Annotated in this window: 14 protein-coding genes; 8 read left to right on the top strand and 6 right to left on the bottom strand. The window is 59.3% G+C overall.

Going from position 1 to position 17,872, the window contains the following annotated elements; translation table 11 throughout:
- The first annotated feature begins 45 nt into the window (after positions 1-45).
- Positions 46-1,023 carry a CobW family GTP-binding protein gene (locus BMY73_RS25075; RefSeq protein WP_092410491.1) on the top strand — a complete coding sequence of 326 codons (978 nt, stop codon included), beginning with the start codon at positions 46-48 and terminating at the stop codon, positions 1,021-1,023.
- Between the two features lie 20 nt (positions 1,024-1,043).
- Here the strand turns inward: BMY73_RS25075 and BMY73_RS25070 are convergent, their stop codons facing one another.
- Positions 1,044-1,436 (bottom strand): DUF3301 domain-containing protein, encoded by a 393-nt coding sequence (locus BMY73_RS25070; RefSeq protein WP_092410489.1) that lies wholly within the window; start codon positions 1,434-1,436, stop codon positions 1,044-1,046.
- Positions 1,437-1,570: 134 nt separating this feature from the next.
- On the opposite strand from BMY73_RS25070, the gene pdxY reads away from it, so the two are divergent.
- A complete protein-coding gene (gene pdxY, locus BMY73_RS25065; RefSeq protein ID WP_092410487.1) occupies positions 1,571-2,443 on the top strand; it encodes a pyridoxal kinase PdxY in 873 nt (290 codons plus the stop codon).
- Positions 2,444-2,579: 136 nt separating this feature from the next.
- On the opposite strand, the gene BMY73_RS25060 is transcribed toward pdxY, so the two are convergent.
- Entirely contained in the window at positions 2,580-3,065 is a 486-nt protein-coding gene (locus tag BMY73_RS25060; protein ID WP_062379916.1) for an acyl-CoA thioesterase, read from the bottom strand.
- A 314-nt stretch (positions 3,066-3,379) separates the two neighbouring features.
- Between BMY73_RS25060 and BMY73_RS25055 the strand changes: the two genes are divergently transcribed.
- On the top strand, positions 3,380-5,143 hold the full coding sequence (locus BMY73_RS25055) for a cation:proton antiporter (RefSeq protein ID WP_092410485.1): 1,764 nt from the start codon (positions 3,380-3,382) through the stop codon (positions 5,141-5,143).
- Between the two features lie 33 nt (positions 5,144-5,176).
- Here BMY73_RS25055 and BMY73_RS25050 read toward each other — a convergent pair whose 3' ends face one another.
- The 3 genes from BMY73_RS25050 to uvrD all read right to left on the bottom strand — a co-directional run bounded on the left by BMY73_RS25050 (position 5,177) and on the right by uvrD (position 9,058).
- Complete coding sequence (locus BMY73_RS25050) at positions 5,177-5,584, bottom strand: SMI1/KNR4 family protein (RefSeq protein WP_062379912.1); 408 nt, start codon at positions 5,582-5,584, stop codon at positions 5,177-5,179.
- A gap of 130 nt (positions 5,585-5,714) precedes the next feature.
- Positions 5,715-6,566 carry a Tim44 domain-containing protein gene (locus BMY73_RS25045; protein WP_092410483.1) on the bottom strand — a complete coding sequence of 284 codons (852 nt, stop codon included), beginning with the start codon at positions 6,564-6,566 and terminating at the stop codon, positions 5,715-5,717.
- Between the two features lie 308 nt (positions 6,567-6,874).
- The gene (gene uvrD, locus BMY73_RS25040) at positions 6,875-9,058 is read right to left on the bottom strand and encodes a DNA helicase II (RefSeq protein WP_092410481.1); all 2,184 of its coding nucleotides are present in this window, start codon (positions 9,056-9,058) and stop codon (positions 6,875-6,877) included.
- Positions 9,059-9,374: 316 nt separating this feature from the next.
- On the opposite strand from uvrD, the gene BMY73_RS25035 reads away from it, so the two are divergent.
- The 3 genes from BMY73_RS25035 (at position 9,375) to BMY73_RS25025 (ending at position 12,868) form a co-directional block, all read left to right on the top strand.
- Positions 9,375-11,414, top strand: a complete 2,040-nt coding sequence (locus BMY73_RS25035; protein WP_092410479.1) for a putative bifunctional diguanylate cyclase/phosphodiesterase — start codon at positions 9,375-9,377, stop codon at positions 11,412-11,414.
- Between the two features lie 144 nt (positions 11,415-11,558).
- On the top strand, positions 11,559-12,425 hold the full coding sequence (hexR, locus tag BMY73_RS25030; RefSeq protein WP_074754821.1) for a transcriptional regulator HexR: 867 nt from the start codon (positions 11,559-11,561) through the stop codon (positions 12,423-12,425).
- 212 nt (positions 12,426-12,637) lie between these two features.
- Complete coding sequence (locus BMY73_RS25025) at positions 12,638-12,868, top strand: PA3496 family putative envelope integrity protein (RefSeq protein WP_062379902.1); 231 nt, start codon at positions 12,638-12,640, stop codon at positions 12,866-12,868.
- Here the strand turns inward: BMY73_RS25025 and BMY73_RS25020 are convergent.
- Complete coding sequence (locus tag BMY73_RS25020; protein ID WP_062379900.1) at positions 12,822-13,772, bottom strand: LysR family transcriptional regulator; 951 nt, start codon at positions 13,770-13,772, stop codon at positions 12,822-12,824. The two genes, BMY73_RS25025 and BMY73_RS25020, sit on opposite strands and share 47 nt — an antisense overlap.
- A 197-nt stretch (positions 13,773-13,969) precedes the next feature.
- On the opposite strand from BMY73_RS25020, the gene BMY73_RS25015 reads away from it, so the two are divergent.
- Positions 13,970-15,385 (top strand): acetyl-CoA carboxylase biotin carboxylase subunit, encoded by a 1,416-nt coding sequence (locus tag BMY73_RS25015; protein ID WP_062379898.1) that lies wholly within the window; start codon positions 13,970-13,972, stop codon positions 15,383-15,385.
- An 11-nt stretch (positions 15,386-15,396) separates the two neighbouring features.
- Positions 15,397-17,205 carry a sodium-extruding oxaloacetate decarboxylase subunit alpha gene (gene oadA, locus BMY73_RS25010; protein WP_092410477.1) on the top strand — a complete coding sequence of 603 codons (1,809 nt, stop codon included), beginning with the start codon at positions 15,397-15,399 and terminating at the stop codon, positions 17,203-17,205.
- The last annotated feature ends 667 nt before the right edge of the window (positions 17,206-17,872 follow it).

The following is a 17,872-nucleotide window of genomic DNA, read 5'->3' as shown; positions in this document are numbered from 1 at the left end:
CCGTCTGCGCTCGTTTTCGGGAGCGACGTTCAACAATGGCCGGACATGCTGCAGAACATTCCTACCCATGTCATTGCTGGCCCTTTGGGGGCAGGCAAGACGAGTCTGATCAAACACCTTCTGGACCATAAACCGGCGAATGAACGCTGGGCAATCCTGATCAACGAGTTCGGCCAGATCGGCCTGGACGCCGCGCTGCTCACCACGGCCGAGGATGGTATCGCACTTGGCGAAGTCGCTGGTGGGTGCCTGTGTTGCGTCAACGGCGCGCCGTTTCAGGTCGGTCTGGGTCGCCTGTTGCGCAAGGCGCGGCCTGATCGTCTGTTCATTGAGCCGTCAGGGCTCGGCCACCCTGTGCAGTTGATCGCGCAACTGCGCGAGGCACCCTGGATTGGCGTTCTTGCGGTGCAACCCAGCGTCATGGTGCTCGACGCGCAAGCGCTGGCTGTCGGAAAGACTTTGCCGCCGACGCAGCAGGATGCGTTGGCGCAGGCCGGCTTGCTGGTACTGAACAAGTCTGAGGCACTGGATGCCCGCGAACGGCAGGCGGTTATCGGTGCATTGCCTGAGCGACCGGTTTTCTGGACCGAACGCGGGGCGCTTCCTGTGGACCGACTCCCTGGCATACGCACGCATGCGAACGAGGGTTTGGATAACCTTGTTGTGCCGAACACCGCCGTGCCGAAGACACTGGGGCAGTTGCCCGCCTTATGGACCGATCCAATGACGCCGATCTGCCTGAGTCAAGGACAGGCGGAAGGCTGGAGCATCGGCTGGCGCTGGCATCCGGATCGGGTGTTCGATGCTTCGAAGGTTCAGAGATGGTTACAAAGCCTTGATTGGCGCAGGGCCAAGCTGGTTATCCACAGCCGGACGGGCTGGGTATCGAGCAACGTGCTGGAGGGGACGAGGCTGACTTGGTCGCCGAGCGAGTGGCGCAAGGATTCGCGTCTGGAACTGATCTTCGCATCGCCGCAAGACGAGGCGGCGCTGACCACGCAACTGGCGGATTGTCTGGCCTAGCCGGGGTTATCCACAGCGGGTCACTGCTTCCACTTATTGTGCTCCTGGCGCCATTCCGCCAGATGAATGATCTCTGCGGTCGGCTTCGGATTCTTGATCTCGAACGGATAGGGCGCCAGCTCGATCTGTGCAGTGTGCGCACCGAACATCGTGATGGTACCGGGGTGACGCTGCTCCCCTGTCACGGTGAACTCGAAGTTATACACACGCGCCAGGCGCTTGCGCCCTTCGTTGTCGCGCTTGAACGTAATGCGACGCAGGGCAACGTTGCCGTCCAGCAGTTCGATGTCCAGTTTGGCGCAGTGCTGTTTGACGCGCTCCAGCGCACGTTCACGCAGACCATGGGAATGCCACAGCCAAGCGCCAGCGGTCGCCAGCAGCATCAGGACGAATATGTTGCCCAGGGTCAGCATGAAAAAAGAGCTCCAACAGAAGATGTCCAGCTTAACTGCGTCGGGTGATCGACAGCCATAGTCCGAACGCTTAATTTCGCTTCACTTCGTCCGGCTTCGCTACTACTGTGCTTTCCCGGCTTCAGGAACCTGTCATGAAACGTTCGCCTCATTTACTCGCCATCCAGTCACACGTGGTTTTCGGACACGCCGGCAACAGCGCGGCCGTGTTCCCTATGCAGCGTATCGGCATCAATGTCTGGCCGCTGAATACCGTGCAGTTCTCCAACCACACTCAGTATGGACACTGGGCAGGTGAAGTGTTGCCGCCACAGCAGATTCCGGCGCTGGTTGACGGGATCGCGGCGATTGGCGAACTGGGGAATTGCGACGCCATCCTGTCGGGGTATCTGGGCAGCGCCGCCCAGGGGCGGGCGATTCTGGCCGTCGTCGGGCACATTAAGCGGATCAATTCCCGCGCGCTTTACCTGTGCGATCCGGTGATGGGGCATCCGGAAAAGGGCTGCATCGTGCCGCAGGAAGTCAGTGATTTCCTGCTGGAGGAAGCGGCGGCCGTGGCTGACTTTCTGTGTCCGAATCAGCTGGAGCTCGACAGCTTCTCGGGTCGAAAACCCTCGTCACTGCTCGATTGCCTGGCCATGGCTCGGGCGTTGTTGGCGAGAGGGCCGAAGGCGATCATCGTCAAACACCTGGATTATCCGGGGAAGCCCCTCGACGGGTTTGAAATGCTTCTGGTGACCGAGCATGAAAGCTGGCACCTGCGCCGACCGCTGCTGGCATTCCCACGACAACCTGTGGGCGTGGGCGATCTGACGTCCGGGCTGTTCCTGTCCAAGGTGCTGTTGGGCGAAGACCTGCGCAGTGCGTTCGAATACACAGCCTCGGCGGTGCACGAGGTGCTGCTGGAAACTCAGGCCTGTGGCAGTTACGAGCTTGAGCTGATCCGGGCGCAGGATCGGATCGCGCACCCGCGGGTCAAGTTTGAGGCGACTCGCCTGCAGCCCTGACACAACTCGTTTTTTTGTAGGAGCCGGCTTGCTGGCGAATGCGGTCTATCGGACAACACCTCTGTCACTGATTAAACGTATTCGCCAGCAAGCTGGCTCCCACACAGTTAATTCGTCACTGCCTCACGGTGTTTGATCAAACACCGTCTTCCCTGATCTCGCGATAACGCTTCTCCAGTTCCTGACGAATCTGGCGGCGTTGTTGTGCCTGCACGTAACGGCGCTTGTCTTCGCTGGTCTGCGGGCTCAACGGCGGTACGCTCGCCGGTTTGCGTTGGTCGTCCACGGCGACCATGGTGAAGAAGCAGCTATTGGTGTGACGCACCGAGCGCTCGCGGATGTTCTCGGTCACCACTTTGATACCGACTTCCATGGAGGTGTTGCCGGTGTAGTTGACCGATGCCAGGAAGGTCACGAGCTCACCCACATGAATCGGCTCGCGGAAAATCACCTGATCCACCGACAGCGTCACTACATAGCGACCGGCGTAACGGCTTGCGCACGCGTAGGCGACTTCGTCGAGGTACTTGAGAAGGGTGCCGCCGTGCACGTTGCCAGAAAAGTTGGCCATGTCCGGGGTCATCAATACAGTCATCGACAGCTGGGCGTTTCCGGGTTCCATAGCGTGCTCACGGTCAGTTGAATCAAAAAAAGGGGCACCTGTTTCGGTGCTCGATGCAGGTCAGTCATCAAAATCCACACTATCGGGACGCTGACAGCCGGGCCGCCGTCACGCCTGTTACCTATCTGTTTCCATATATTGCACCGGCTTTATCGGGTTTTGTGCGGTGTTACCCTGCGAAAACCCTTGGATGGGATATTTCCTGCGTTTTGATCAGCCTTTTCTGGCGAAGCTGGCGACTTTTCGTACAGCCGACGTCCGTATTTTCGGCAGAAACGCGCATTTTCACCGTTCGTTATAAGGAGCCCGCGCCCATGCATGCCATCAGTTTCATTCAGGATCTGGCCGTCATCATGCTGGTGGCTGGCGTGGTGACGGTGTTGTTTCACCGGCTCAAACAGCCGGTCGTGCTGGGGTACATCGTGGCGGGCTTTATCATCGGTCCGCACACGCCGCCCTTCGGCCTTATTCACGATGAAGACACCATCAAGACACTCGCCGAACTGGGTGTCATCTTCCTGATGTTCTGCCTGGGTCTGGAATTCAGTCTGCGCAAGCTGTTCAAGGTCGGCGCCACTGCGTTTATCGCAGCGTTTCTGGAAATCATGCTGATGATCTGGATTGGCTATGAAATCGGCCAGTTCTTCGGCTGGAGCACCATGGATTCGCTGTTCCTCGGGGCCATCCTCGCGATTTCCTCCACCACGATCATCGTCAAGGCGCTCAACGACTTGAAGATGAAGAATCAGCGTTTTGCACAGCTGATATTTGGCGTGCTGATCGTGGAGGACATTCTCGGCATCGGCATCATTGCACTGCTCTCGGGGATTGCCGTCAGCGGCACCGTCAGCTCGGGAGAAGTGTTTTCCACCGTTGGCAAATTGTCCTTGTTCATGATCGTTGCGCTGGTCATCGGCATTTTGCTCGTGCCACGTTTGCTGGCTTACGTGGCGAAGTTCGAGAGCAACGAGATGCTGCTGGTGACCGTGCTGGGCCTGTGTTTCGGGTTCTGCCTGCTGGTGGTCAAACTCGAATACAGCATGGTACTCGGCGCGTTTCTGATCGGCGCGATCATGGCCGAATCGAAGCAGTTGACGAAGATCGAGCACCTGATCGAACCCATTCGTGACATGTTCAGCGCGATTTTCTTCGTCGCGATCGGTTTGATGATCGACCCGCAGATCCTGCTGGATTACGCCTGGCCCATTGTGGTGATCACCGTCGCCGTTGTACTGGGCAAGATGCTCTCCTGCGGCCTGGGTGCGTTCATCGCCGGTAACGACGGCAAGACCTCGTTGCGCGTGGGCATGGGGCTTTCACAGATCGGTGAGTTCTCGTTCATCATTGCGGCGCTGGGGATGACGCTGCAGGTCACCAGTGATTTCCTTTATCCCGTCGCCGTGGCGGTGTCGGCAATTACCACGCTGCTCACCCCCTATCTGATCAGGGCGGCCGATCCGCTCTCTCACTCACTTGCCGCCATCGTTCCCACCCGCATGGCTCGGGTATTCGGCCTGTACGGGGAATGGCTGCGCAGCATTCAGCCGCAAGGACAAGGCGCGTTGCTTGCATCGATGATCCGCAAGATCCTGCTGCAAGTCGGGGTGAACCTGGCGTTGGTGGTGGCGATCTTCTTCTGCGGGGCGTATTTCGCTGAGCGAATTGGCGATTTTTTCAGCGATTGGGTCAGCGAAGTGGGTCAGCAAAAAGCCTGGATTTGGGGCGCTTCGTTGCTGCTGTCGTTGCCGTTTCTGATCGCGGCCTACCGCAAGCTCAAAGCGCTGTCGATGCTGCTGGCCGAGATGGGCGTCAAGCCCGAGATGGCCGGTCGGCATACCGCGCGCGTGCGCAGAGTGATCGCCGAAGTGATTCCGCTGCTGTCGCTGGTGGTGATTTTCCTGCTGATCGCGTTGCTTTCGGCAAGCATGCTGCCGACCAACGAATGGTTGCTGCTGATCGTGCTGGTCGCGGCGGTCGTCGCTGCAGTGCTGTGGCGCTGGTTCATACGCGTACACACACGCATGCAGATCGCGCTGCTGGAAACACTGGGGAATCACCAGGAGCCTTCGGAGCATTGAACTCCGAGGACTCATTGATGAGCGGTGCGGGGCTCAGCTTTCCAGCCAGACGTCCCGCGCCCAGTGCCAGACCGATTCCCAGCTCTCTTCGGTGACGAGTTCTTCTTCGCCGGACCACAGCACCACGGTGCCGTCTTCCTCGACGCAATAATAGTCCTCGCCATCCTGACAGATCGGGATCAGGTCGCGCGGCACACCCGAATCCCAGGCATTCGCGGCCACTTCCGGCAAGTAGGTGTGTGAGCCAGGATCGGTGACGGTCACGGGCTCCAGGCTGCCGTAGACCACGTCGCTGACGGTCAGCAGAAACTCTTTGAAGACAAAAGGGATATTGATGAACAGCTCTTCTTCGATTTCGACGAGCTGATCTTCGTCCGGCAGCTCAAGCGGGACGGGAACCGGCTCATTGGCTTCACGGAGTTGTTCGATGACTTCTTCCACGACGTGGATCCTCTAACGATTTGCGCGGGTTATACAGTAGCTCAAAGGCATCGCCAAATTAACTGCGCGCTCTGAAAAACAAAACCCCGAAACAAGTTCGGGGTTTTGACTAGAGCAGTGACTCAGAGTTTCAGCCGTTCTGGCGAATACCTGCCACCAGCCAAGGCTGGTTCTCGCCTGGTGCGCGTTCCATGTTCCAGCTCTCGCTGAACACTTCGCCCTGGTCGAAACGCGAAGTCTTCGAGACGCCGCTAAAGGTCAGCGTGGCGATGGTTTTGTCGGCGCGATCGTCCAGACCGTCGAGTTGCACGGTCAGGTTGTCGATGTAGGTCGACTGGAAGCCATCACCCAGATCCGCACGTTCTTTTTTCAGGAACTGCAGCATTTGCGGGGTCACGAATTCGGCGATCTTGTCCATTTCGTTTGCATCCCAGTGCTGTTGCAGCGACTGGAAGTGCGTACGCGCGGCTTCAAGGAAACGCTCTTCATTGAACCAGGCCGGTGCGTTGATCACCGGACGGGCTGCCGCCGCAGCCGAACCACCGAACATCGAGTTGGCCTGCTGAGGTTGCTCGAAGGTTTCACGCTGATATGGCGCGCCTGCTGGAGCCATCTGCGGCTGCTGCTGCTTGCGTCGACGGGCCGCGATAAAGCGGAAGATCACGAAAGCAATGATTGCCATGATCAGGATGTCGAAGAACTGCATGCCCTGGAAACCACCGCCCATGAACATGGAGGCCAACAGGCCGCCGGCAGCGATACCGGCCAGCGGGCCCAGCCATTTGGAAGCACCGCCTGCAGCAGGAGCAGGGCGGCCAGCGGCGTTAGGCGCGGCGGCAGGAGCGGAAGGGGCTGTCTGGCGCGCCTGGTGACTTGGCGCCGAGCCCATGCTCTTGCCACCACCAAAACGCGCGGCGTTGGCATCCAGACTCATGGTGAGTCCGATGACCAGCGCCAAAGCGATGCTTAGAAAACGTTGCATATTGGGAATTCCCGTTTGTGGATTGCACGCGCGCCATGTTGCACAGGACAAATGTGTCTGACCAGCGGCCATATGTTTCCGGCTTTTGCGTGGATCTTCAGAGCGCCTGTATTACTTGGGGTGTAGGCCAGTGAAGAAAGTTCTGTAGGAAAGATGGGGGGCGGATGTAGGAATGCAAGAGCTGCCGGGTTCGCATTTCATTGTAGGAGTGAGCTGCTCGCGATTGCGGTGTGTCAGTCTAAGCAAGCATTGCTGACACACCGCAATCGCGGGCAAGCGCGCTCCTACAGTGAAGCGTCATTGATGGCTCAAACCGGCTCCAGCTTCGCGTAACCCAGCATCAGCCACTTGCTGCCTTCTGCGAAGTTCACCTGGACCCGTGCCTGAGCGCCTGAGCCTTCGAAATTGAGGATCACGCCCTCGCCGAATACCGCGTGCTGCACGCGCTGACCCAGCGAGAACTGGCTCTGCGGGATACCTTCGCCATCGAACAAACGGCTTGGCGCCATGGTCTTGGAGCCGCCGAAAGGACGCGTGACGCTGTTGGACAGCCGCACTTCCTGAATCAGATTGGGCGGAACCTCGCGCACGAAGCGCGAGACCTTGTTGTAGGTCTCGCTGCCGTACAGGCGCCGGGTTTCAGCGTACGTCAGCACCAGGTGCTGCATGGCACGCGTGATACCGACGTAAGCCAGACGGCGTTCTTCTTCAAGACGGCCCGGTTCTTCAAGGCTCATCTTGTGCGGGAACAGGCCTTCTTCCATTCCGACCAGGAAGACATACGGGAATTCGAGGCCCTTGGCGCTGTGAAGCGTCATCAACTGGATGCTGTCTTCGTGCTCATCTGCCTGCGCATCGCCAGCCTCCAGCGATGCATGGCCGAGGAACGCCGCCAATGGCGTCAGGTCTTCCTCGTCCTCGCTGGCCTCGAAGGCACGCGCGGCGCTGACCAGTTCCTCAAGGTTTTCGACCCGTGCCTGACCCTTTTCGCCTTTTTCTTCCTGGTGATACGTGATCAGCCCGGATTGTTCGATCACGGTCTGGGTCATCAGATGCAGCGGCATCTCCATGACCTTGGCCGACAGGTTTTCAATCAGCTCTATAAAGGCGCCGAGCGCACTGGCGGCACGGCCGGTCAAGCCCTTGTTGGCGACCAGCAACCGCATGGCTTCCCACATCGACACGTCCGAGTGCCGCGCGTGTTCGCGGATCGCCTCGACGGTCTTCTCGCCAATACCACGCGGCGGCACGTTGATGACACGCTCCAGCGCCGAGTCGTTTCCGCGACCTTCCAGCAGGCGCAGATACGCCATGGCGTTCTTGATTTCCGCACGTTCGAAGAAGCGCTGGCCGCCATAGATGCGATACGGGATGCGCTCGCGCAGCAACGCTTCTTCCAGCACCCGCGACTGGGCATTGGAGCGATACAGAATGGCGATATCGCTGCGCGACATGCCGGTCTTGATCGCGCTCTCGATGGTTTCGACCACGTAGCGGGCTTCGTCGTGTTCGTTGAAGGCGGCATACAGGCTGATCAGTTCCCCATCGCCGACATCGGTCCACAGCTCTTTGCCCAGACGACCGCTGTTGTTGACGATCAGGCCGTTGGCGGCTTTCAGGATACTGGCAGTGGAACGGTAGTTCTGCTCCAGACGAATGACTTCGGTGTCCGGGAAGTCATCGGAATACTGATGAATGTTCTCGATCTTCGCGCCGCGCCAGCCGTAAATCGACTGGTCGTCGTCGCCGACCACCATCAGGCTGTCGCCGCCTCGAGCCAGCAGTTGCAGCCAGGCGTACTGAACGGCGTTGGTGTCCTGGAACTCGTCGACCAGAATGTGGCGGAAGCGGCGCTGGTAGTGATCCAGCAAGCCTTTGTTGTCGCGCCACAGATCCAGCGCGCGCAACAGCAGTTCGGAGAAGTCGATGACGCTCGCGCGCTGACAGGCCGCTTCGTAGTTTTCGTAGATCGACTTCATGGTGCTGAGGAACAGGTCACCGGACGCCTGGATGTGTTTCGGGCGCAGCCCTTCATCCTTTTGTCCGTTGATGAACCACTGCGCCTGGCGCGCAGGCCAGCGTTGTTCGTCCAGGCCCATTTCCCGAATCACACGTTTGACCAGACGTTGCTGATCATCGCTGTCGAGAATCTGGAAGGTCTGGCTCAGACCCGCTTCCTGCCAATGCGCGCGCAGCAAGCGATGCGCCAGCCCGTGGAAGGTGCCGACCCACATGCCCGCCGGGTTGATACCCATCAACTGCTCGATGCGGTGGCGCATCTCGGCGGCGGCCTTGTTGGTGAACGTCACCGACAGGATCGAGTGCGGCGAGGCGTTTTCTACCTGCATCAGCCAGGCGATCCGATGCACAAGCACACGGGTTTTGCCGGAACCAGCGCCGGCCAGGACCAACTGACGACCCAAGGAGGCGGCTACGGCCTGACGTTGGGCATCGTTGAGGGAATTAAGCAGAAGAGAGAGATCATCGCGCATCGGCGCATTCTAGGGTGCCGGGGTGACGTGGGCAAACTCTAACGCTGGCCGGTCACAAAGTTCTGCCACCCACACCTTGTGGGAGTGAGCTTGCTCGCGAATGCGTCAGTGAACCCAGTACGCCTTCAGCGGCTGAACGTCTGTCTTCGCGAGCACGCTCACTCCCCTACAATGTGCCGTCAGATCGCGGATCTGCGGCTGGATGAAAAAGCGCCAGCCTACCGTCCGTACAATTTATTTTTCTGACTGTTTGGTCTCTCCGGTGGCTTGTGTATGCTCCGCGAACGTTCAAGGCTCACTAATTATAAGAACCGCCATGACCCCCAGCTCAGAAGCCCCGGCCGACTCTGTGGCAACACGCCGTGTTATCCGCAAACAGTTCGCCACCCAGCTTGCCGTCGAGCGCACCCGCCTTCTCTATCAGGGGTCTTTGCTGCCGACCCTGTTCATGTTCATCAATGGTCTGCTGTGCGCCTGGCTGCTCTGGAGTCCGGAACGCTATCTGCTGGTCGGCATCTGGGTCGGCTGGCTCTCGGCGCTCGTCTGCCTGCGTGTGCTGCAAGTGGCGGCTTTTCGCGCAGCTTCGCCTGAACGCCAGGCTCAACCGATCTGGACGCGCATGTTCCTGGCCGGGGCGTGCGTGAGTGGCCTGACCTTATCCAGTGCTGCATTGGTGTTGGTGCCGGTTGAAAGCTTCATTCAGCAAGCCTGGGTGTTCGGGCTGATCGGCGCCGCCTCGTTATCCGCGAGCGTGGCCTATGCCGCCAGCATTCCCGCATTTTTGACCTTCACGGTGCCGTGCCTGTTACCACCGATTGTCTACCTGTTCTGGGGGGGCGATGTGCCGTTGCGCGGTTGGGGGTGGCTCGGATTAATTCTGCTGCTCGCGCTGATCGTGGTGGCCGCGCAGGTCAACCGGTTGATCCAGAGCGGCTTGATGCGCCGCTTTCAGAACCTTGCGCTGATCGAGCATCTGCAAGAAGCTCAAGCCAAAAGCGAAGCACTCAATCGTGAGCTCACGCGGCAGTACGAAGAGCGCACGCGCTACCTGTCGCATTACGACGAACTGACGGGCCTGGCCAATCGCTCGTTGTTCAACGAGCGCCTGCGCGAAGCCAACCAGCGGGCGCGGCAAGGTCGACGCAGTCTGGCGTTACTGCACATCAACCTGGACCGTTTCAAATTGCTCAATGACAGCCTGGGCCATGATGTCGCCGATCAGCTTTTACGTCTGGTCGGACGGCGATTGAGTGCCGAACTCGCCGAGGCTGACACCGTAGCGCGCCTGTCGGCGGACGAGTTTGCGGTGCTGTTCGACACCTACGGCAATTTGACCACGCTGGCTCGCGTCACGACGCGACTGCTGGCCAAGCTGCGTTCTCCGCTCTCGGTTTCCGGCCACGAGCTGGTGGTCAGTGCGTCCGTCGGCATTGCCTTGCTACCGGATTCGGCGCGCGATATTCCCTCACTGGTGTCTCAAGCCAACATGGCGATGCAGCATGCCAAGCACCTGGGCGGGAATAACTTCCAGTTCTACACCGAAAGCCTTCAGGCGCGGACGCTGGAGCGTCTGCAGCTGGAAATTCAGTTGCGTCGGGCCATCGAGGACGGTCAGCTTGAGGTTTTCTACCAACCCAAACTTGAAGTGGCGACCGGGCGGTTGAGCTCGGCAGAAGCATTGGTGCGCTGGTGTCATCCGACTCGCGGCATGGTGCCTCCCGGTGAATTCATTGGACTGGCGGAAGAGTCCGGCCTGATCGCCGACATCGGAGAATTCGTCCTGCGTCAGGCCTGTCGGCAGATGCGTGAATGGCAGCGCAGTGGGTTGTTGCCGATCAGGGTGTCGGTCAACCTGTCCGTACACCAACTGCGTCAAGGCAAACTGGTGAGCCTCGTGCGTCAGGTCCTCGATGAAACCGGGTTGATGCCCGAATGCCTTGAGCTGGAGCTGACCGAAAGCCAACTGCTGGACAGCGTCGAGCACATCATCAGCACTTTCCAGCAGTTACGGGAACTGGGCGTGAAGCTCGCCATCGATGATTTTGGCACCGGTTATTCGTCACTGAGCTATTTGAAGCGCTTTCCGGTGGACTACGTAAAAATCGATCAGGCTTTCATTCGAGGGCTGAACGAAGGCACCGAGGACGCAGCCATCACACGGGCGATTATCGCCATGGCGCACAGCCTTGAGTTGAAGGTGGTCGCTGAAGGCGTCGAAACGGCTCAGCAGTTGGAGTTCCTGAGGGAGCACCAATGCGACGAGGTACAAGGCTACCTGATAAGTCGGCCAGTGGAGGCCAGTGCGATGGGCGATATCTTGCGCAAATGTGAAGCTGTTGCCTGGAGTCACGCGTAAAAAGTCCTACACTGTGACGCGACCGGTCATCCAGGGCTGGTCGTTTGCCAACCGCAAACTCGTTTAGCTGTGCGGTTTGCAGGTCATGTAGTATAACTACAAAAAAGCTACAACCCGGCCCATCCTTCTATTGAGTCCTGTCCTTTGAATCTGTTGCAGCACATCGCCCAGTCCCGCCATCTCTTGCGTAAGTCGGAGCTCAAGGTAGCCGATCATGTGCTGCTTGATCCGGCGGCCGTGATGCACAGCTCCATGGCCGACCTGGCCCATAGCGTTGGCATCAGCGAACCCACCATCGTGCGTTTTTGCCGTGCCATTGGGTGCACCGGTTTTCAGGATCTGAAACTCAAGCTCGCGCAAAGCCTGGCCGCTGGCGCCAGTTTCGGGCAGTTCGCGATTCACGAGGACGACTCGGTCGCCGACTACAGCCTGAAAATTTTCGACACCACGTTGCACACGTTGATGGAGGTGCGGGAGAAGCTCGATCCCCACGCCTTGCAAGCCGCGGTGACGGTCATGGCGGCGGCGCATCGGGTCGAGTTCTACGGGTTTGGCGCCTCGGGCGCGGTAGCGGCGGACGCGCAGCACAAGTTTTTCCGCCTGTTGCTGACGGCCGCCTCGTATTCCGATCCGCACATGCAAGCCATGTCGGCGGTGACGCTCAAGCCCACGGACGTGGCCGTGTGTATCTCTCAGTCAGGACGCTCGAAGGATCTTCTGATCACCGCCAACCTGGTGCGTGAAAGCGGTGCGAACCTGATCACATTGTGTCCAAGCCAGACCCCGCTGGCAGAGCTATCCACGGTCAATCTCGCGATCGATGTGCATGAAGACACGGAAATCTACACGCCGCTGACCTCGCGCATCGCGCATCTGGTGGTGATCGATGTCCTGGCGATGGGTGTTGCCATGGCCCGTGGTCCGAGCCTGGTCAACCACCTCAAGAGCGTGAAGCGCAGCTTGCGCAGCCTGCGGTTGTCGCCCAAGTCAATCAAGTCCGCGGAAGATTGAGCACTCGCGAATCCTGTAGGAGCGCGCTTGCCCGCGATTGCGGTGGGTCAGCAAAGCATTGTTGACTGAAACACCGCAATCGCGGGCAAGCGCGCTCCTACATTCGATTTCCGTCTGCTGCGCAACGTTCACCAACTTGTAACCCTTCCGACGCCTGATCGTCACGGCTCAGGGCCACTCTGTACTCCCGCACACGCAATGGGAGACAGGATATGCCTCGGCACTACGATGACTCGCACCCGCACAGCGCTTCCAGCGCCAAGACTCGCCGTCAGCAGGAAGATCAGCGCCGCATGGCGTTTCGACGCGCGATCGAGACCTACTCCGAAGAGCGCCGTCTGAATCAGGAGCTCTCCGATTACCTGGATGCCGCCTCGGCCAACTTCTGGCAGAGCACTAGCGCCTCTGAAGGTGCCCGTCAAAGCGCTCCATCACCTCGCTGATCTGCGCGCGTTCGGTGCGGATGAACGCCAGGAAGGCGTGAGCCACCGGCGACAGCCGCTTGTCCCGGGCCTGAACGACGCACCAGCTTCGATACAGCGGCAACTCGGCCACTGGCAGCTCTTTCAGCGCGCCGGTGGCCAGTTCCAGATTCAGCCCATGTCGCGTCAGCAGCGCCACACCCAGGCCCGCCACTACGCATTCGCGTTGGGCCTCCGCTGAGGACACTTCCAGTGTGTGTTCAAAGTGAATGCGCTTCTCCTTGAAGTACTCTTCGCACGCCTTGCGGGTTCCCGAACCCGGCTCGCGGATCACCAGTGTCTGGCCTTCAAGGTCTTTCAGGCTCGGGTTGGGCAGCAGGCACAGCGGATGATCCGGACGTGCGACTGCCACGATGGGGTTGTTGAGAAAGGGCAAAAACTCTAGGCCCATGTCCTGCGGCACCATCGACATCACGACCAGATCGTCGCGGTTATCAGACAGTCGACGGATCACCTGGGCACGGTTGACGACTGTCAGATTGAGCATGACTTCGGGGTACTGACGCTTGAACGCGGCAAACAGATGCGGCACGAAATATTTCGCGCTGGACTCGATCGCCAGCTTCAATTGGCCTTGCAGTGATCCCTGCATGTCAGAGAGCTGCATATCGAGATTTTCCAGCCGTCCGAAGATGTCACGACTGGCCAGTTGTAACGCTTGCGCGGCTTCGGTCAGGTACAGCTTTTTGCCCACGTACTCGAAAAGCGGCTGCCCGATGAGCTCTTCAAGCTGACGAATCTGCAGGCTGACGGCGGGCTGCGTGAGCGACATTTCCTCCGCTGCACGGCTGTATGAACGCAGGTCGCACACCTCGTTGAAGATTCGCAGTTGACGCAATGTCATACGCATCAGTGACTTACGCAATTTCAAATCGCTCTGTAAATGGCTGAATGAGTGACTATAAGGTTTTACTTATGTTTAACCCAATTTTTACTCATTTTTGTTAATTGCTGATTCGTCATAGGGTGGCCCCATCGCTGCGACGCAACATGCGGTAACGGGACGTCGCGACGTACTGACCGGGTTGCCGGTCTGTCAGCTCATCGGTCGAGGAAATGCCAGTGATAACAAAAATCCTGATCGCCAACCGTGGAGAAATCGCTGTTCGTATCGTGCGCGCTTGCGCCGAAATGGGCATCCGATCGGTTGCGATCTATTCCGACGCGGATCGCCATGCGCTCCATGTAAAGCGTGCGGATGAGGCTTACGGCATTGGTTCCGAACCGCTCGAGGGTTATCTGAACCCGCGCAAGTTGGTGAACCTGGCCGTCGAAACCGGTTGCGATGCGCTGCATCCCGGTTATGGCTTCCTCTCGGAAAACGCCGAACTGGCGGAGATCTGCGCTGAACGTGGGATCAAATTCATCGGTCCGTCCGCTGAAGTGATTCGTCGCATGGGCGACAAGACTGAAGCGCGGCGCAGCATGATCAAGGCCGGTGTACCGGTGACGCCGGGCACGGAAGGTAACGTTGCCGATATCGCCGAAGCACTGACTGAAGGCGACCGCATTGGCTACCCGGTCATGCTCAAAGCCACCTCCGGAGGTGGCGGTCGCGGCATTCGTCGCTGCAACAGCCGTGAAGAACTGGAGCAGGCCTTTCCTCGGGTCATTTCCGAAGCGACCAAAGCGTTCGGCAAAGCTGAGGTCTTCCTCGAAAAATGCATCGTCAATCCCAAGCACATCGAGGCTCAGGTCCTGGGTGACAGCTTCGGCAACGTGGTGCATCTGTTCGAACGCGACTGCTCGATTCAGCGTCGCAACCAGAAGCTCATCGAGATTGCCCCGAGTCCTCAGTTGACGCCCGAGCAACGCGCCTACATTGGCGACCTGTCCGTACGCGCAGCGAAAGCCGTGGGCTACGAGAACGCCGGGACCGTGGAGTTTCTGCTCGCCGAGGGCGAGGTGTACTTCATGGAGATGAACACCCGTGTTCAGGTCGAGCACACCATCACCGAAGAAATCACCGGCATCGACATCGTGCGCGAGCAGATCCGCATTGCGTCCGGCCTGCCGCTGTCGGTGAAGCAGGAAGACATCATTCACCGTGGATTCGCGTTGCAGTTCCGGATCAACGCCGAGGACCCGAAAAACAATTTCCTGCCCAGCTTCGGCAAGATCACCCGCTACTACGCGCCCGGCGGGCCTGGTGTGCGTACCGATACGGCGATTTACACCGGGTACACCATTCCGCCGTTCTACGACTCCATGTGCCTGAAGCTGATTGTCTGGGCCCTGACCTGGGAAGAAGCGATGGACCGTGGCCTGCGCGCGCTGGACGACATGCGCCTGCAAGGCGTGAAGACCACGGCAGCCTATTACCAGGAAATCCTGCGCAACCCGGAATTCCGCAGCGGCCAGTTCAATACCAGCTTCGTCGAAAGCCATCCTGAACTGACCAACTACTCGATCAAGCGCAAACCCGAAGAGCTGGCTCTGGCCATCGCCGCCGCCATTGCCGCCCACGCAGGCCTGTGAGGAACACGTAAATGTCCAAGAAAATCTTCGTAACCGACACCATCCTGCGCGACGCTCATCAATCGCTGCTGGCGACCCGCATGCGCACCGAGGACATGCTGCCCATCTGCGACAAACTCGACAAGGTCGGCTACTGGTCGCTGGAAGTCTGGGGCGGCGCAACGTTCGATGCCTGTGTGCGTTTCCTGAAGGAAGATCCGTGGGAGCGTCTGCGTCAGCTTCGCGCGGCGTTGCCCAACACGCGTCTGCAAATGCTGTTGCGCGGTCAGAACCTGCTGGGCTACCGCCATTACAGCGACGATGTGGTCAAGGCGTTCGTCGCCAAGGCCGCCGTCAACGGCATCGATGTGTTCCGCATCTTCGACGCCATGAACGATGTGCGTAACCTGCGCGTGGCCATCGAGGCCGTGAAAGCCGCGGGCAAGCATGCGCAGGGCACCATCGCTTACACCGTCAGCCCGGTCCACACCGTCGAAGCTTTTGTCGCTCAGGCCAAGCAGATGGAAGCCATGGGTTGCGACTCCGTCGCGATCAAGGACATGGCCGGCCTGCTGACCCCTTACGCGGCTGGTGAACTCGTCAAAGCCCTCAAGGCCGAGCAGTCATTGCCAGTGTTCATTCACTCGCACGACACGGCCGGCCTGGCTGCAATGTGCCAACTGAAAGCCATCGAAAACGGCGCGGATCATATCGACACCGCGATCTCGAGCTTCGCGTGGGGCACCAGCCATCCGGGTACGGAGTCGATGGTCGCCGCGCTGAAAGGCAGCGAATTCGACACCGGGCTCGATCTGGAACTGCTGCAGGAAATCGGTCTGTACTTCTACGCTGTGCGTAAGAAATATCACCAGTTCGAGAGTGAATTCACCGCGGTCGACACGCGGGTGCAGGTTAACCAGGTGCCGGGCGGCATGATTTCCAACCTCGCCAACCAGCTCAAAGAGCAGGGCGCCTTGAATCGGATGGGCGAGGTGCTGGCCGAGATTCCGCGTGTGCGCAAGGACCTCGGTTATCCGCCGCTGGTGACCCCGACCTCCCAGATCGTCGGGACTCAGGCGTTCTTCAATGTGCTGGCTGGCGAGCGTTACAAGACCATCACCAACGAAGTGAAGCTGTATCTCACCGGCGGCTACGGCAAGGCGCCGGGTGAGGTCGACGATAAGTTGCGTCGTCAGGCGATCGGTAATGAAGAACTGATCGACGTACGTCCCGCCGATCTGTTGAAACCTGAGATGACCAAGCTGCGCGACGAAATCGGGGTGTTGGCCAAGTCCGAAGAAGACGTACTGACTTACGCGATGTTCCCCGATATTGGCCGCAAGTTTCTTGAAGAGCGTGCCGCCGGCACGCTCACGCCGGAACCGTTGTTGCCGATCCCTGAACCGGGCACGGTCGCCAAGGCGGGCGGCGAGGGCGTGCCGACCGAGTTCGTCATTGATGTGCACGGCGAGAGCTACCGTGTGGACATCACGGGTGTGGGTGTCAAAGCCGAAGGCAAGCGCCACTTCTATTTGTCCATCGATGGCATGCCGGAAGAAGTGGTGTTCGAGCCGCTCAACGAATTCGTCGGGGGCGGCATCGGCAAACGCGCCCAGGCCAGCAAACCGGGCCACGTCAGCACCACCATGCCGGGCAACATCGTCGATGTGCTGGTCAAGGAGGGTGACATGGTCAAGACCGGCCAGGCTGTGCTGATCACTGAAGCGATGAAGATGGAAACCGAGGTTCAGGCCGCCGTTTCCGGCAAGGTTGTCGCGATCCATGTGGCCAAGGGGGATCGCGTGAATCCTGGTGAAATCCTGGTCGAGATCGAGGGCTGATCGCGACGCGGCAAAGATAAACAGCCTCCCGCGCACAGATGCGAGAGGCTGAACAGTTACCTCTGGGGGAGCTCTCGTGGCTCCTCTTTTTTTTGCCTGCAAGGTGTAGGAGCTGCCGGGGTGGCGCTCCACCTTGTCCCGCGATCTGCCGGTAACCGACAGTGAAGCCGGTGCATGCGGAGTACCTGGCACAACGAATTGCCTGATTTTGCTGCCGCTGCGCGCCAGATCGCGGGACAAGCCACGCTCCTACAGTTTCGGCGTGAATCAGCAGCACGCGGCATACCGGCAGATCGCGATCTTGGGTTTATCGAGACACCGCTTCTGCCCGCAGGGCGTAGGAGCGTGGCTTGTCCCGCGATCTGCCGGGAACCGGCAGTAAAACCGGTGCATGCGGAGTACCTGGCACAACGAGTTGCCTGATTTTGCTGCCGCTGCGCGCCAGATCGCGGGACAAGCCACGCTCCTACAGTTTCGGCGTGAATCAGCAGCACGCGACATACCGGCAGTAAAACCGGTGCATGCGGAGTACCTGGCACAACGAATTGCCTGATTTTGCTGCCGCTGCGCGCCAGATCGTCCGGATGCGGCCCAGAGACAAGCCACGCTCCTACAGTTTCGGAGTGAATCAGCAGCAGGCGGCATACCGATCAGGCGTCCCTATGAC

This window comes from Pseudomonas sp. NFACC02, assembly GCF_900110765.1.
In the GTDB taxonomy this organism is placed as follows: Bacteria; Pseudomonadota; Gammaproteobacteria; order Pseudomonadales; family Pseudomonadaceae; genus Aquipseudomonas.
The sequence above is the reverse complement of the archived record's forward strand: the minus strand, read 5'-3'. Positions and strand labels throughout refer to the sequence as shown.

Bases quoted from the DNA above. Each gene is read 5' to 3' on its own strand.
- BMY73_RS25075 (WP_092410491.1), top strand. From the start codon at position 46: ATGCTGCAGAACATTCCTACCCATGTCATTGCTGGCCCTTTGGGGGCA.
- BMY73_RS25070 (WP_092410489.1), bottom strand. From the start codon at position 1,436: ATGCTGACCCTGGGCAACATATTCGTCCTGATGCTGCTGGCGACCGCT.
- pdxY (WP_092410487.1), top strand. From the start codon at position 1,571: ATGAAACGTTCGCCTCATTTACTCGCCATCCAGTCACACGTGGTTTTC.
- BMY73_RS25060 (WP_062379916.1), bottom strand. From the start codon at position 3,065: ATGGAACCCGGAAACGCCCAGCTGTCGATGACTGTATTGATGACCCCG.
- BMY73_RS25055 (WP_092410485.1), top strand. From the start codon at position 3,380: ATGCATGCCATCAGTTTCATTCAGGATCTGGCCGTCATCATGCTGGTG.
- BMY73_RS25045 (WP_092410483.1), bottom strand. From the start codon at position 6,566: ATGCAACGTTTTCTAAGCATCGCTTTGGCGCTGGTCATCGGACTCACC.
- uvrD (WP_092410481.1), bottom strand. From the start codon at position 9,058: ATGCGCGATGATCTCTCTCTTCTGCTTAATTCCCTCAACGATGCCCAA.
- BMY73_RS25035 (WP_092410479.1), top strand. From the start codon at position 9,375: ATGACCCCCAGCTCAGAAGCCCCGGCCGACTCTGTGGCAACACGCCGT.
- BMY73_RS25025 (WP_062379902.1), top strand. From the start codon at position 12,638: ATGCCTCGGCACTACGATGACTCGCACCCGCACAGCGCTTCCAGCGCC.
- oadA (WP_092410477.1), top strand. From the start codon at position 15,397: ATGTCCAAGAAAATCTTCGTAACCGACACCATCCTGCGCGACGCTCAT.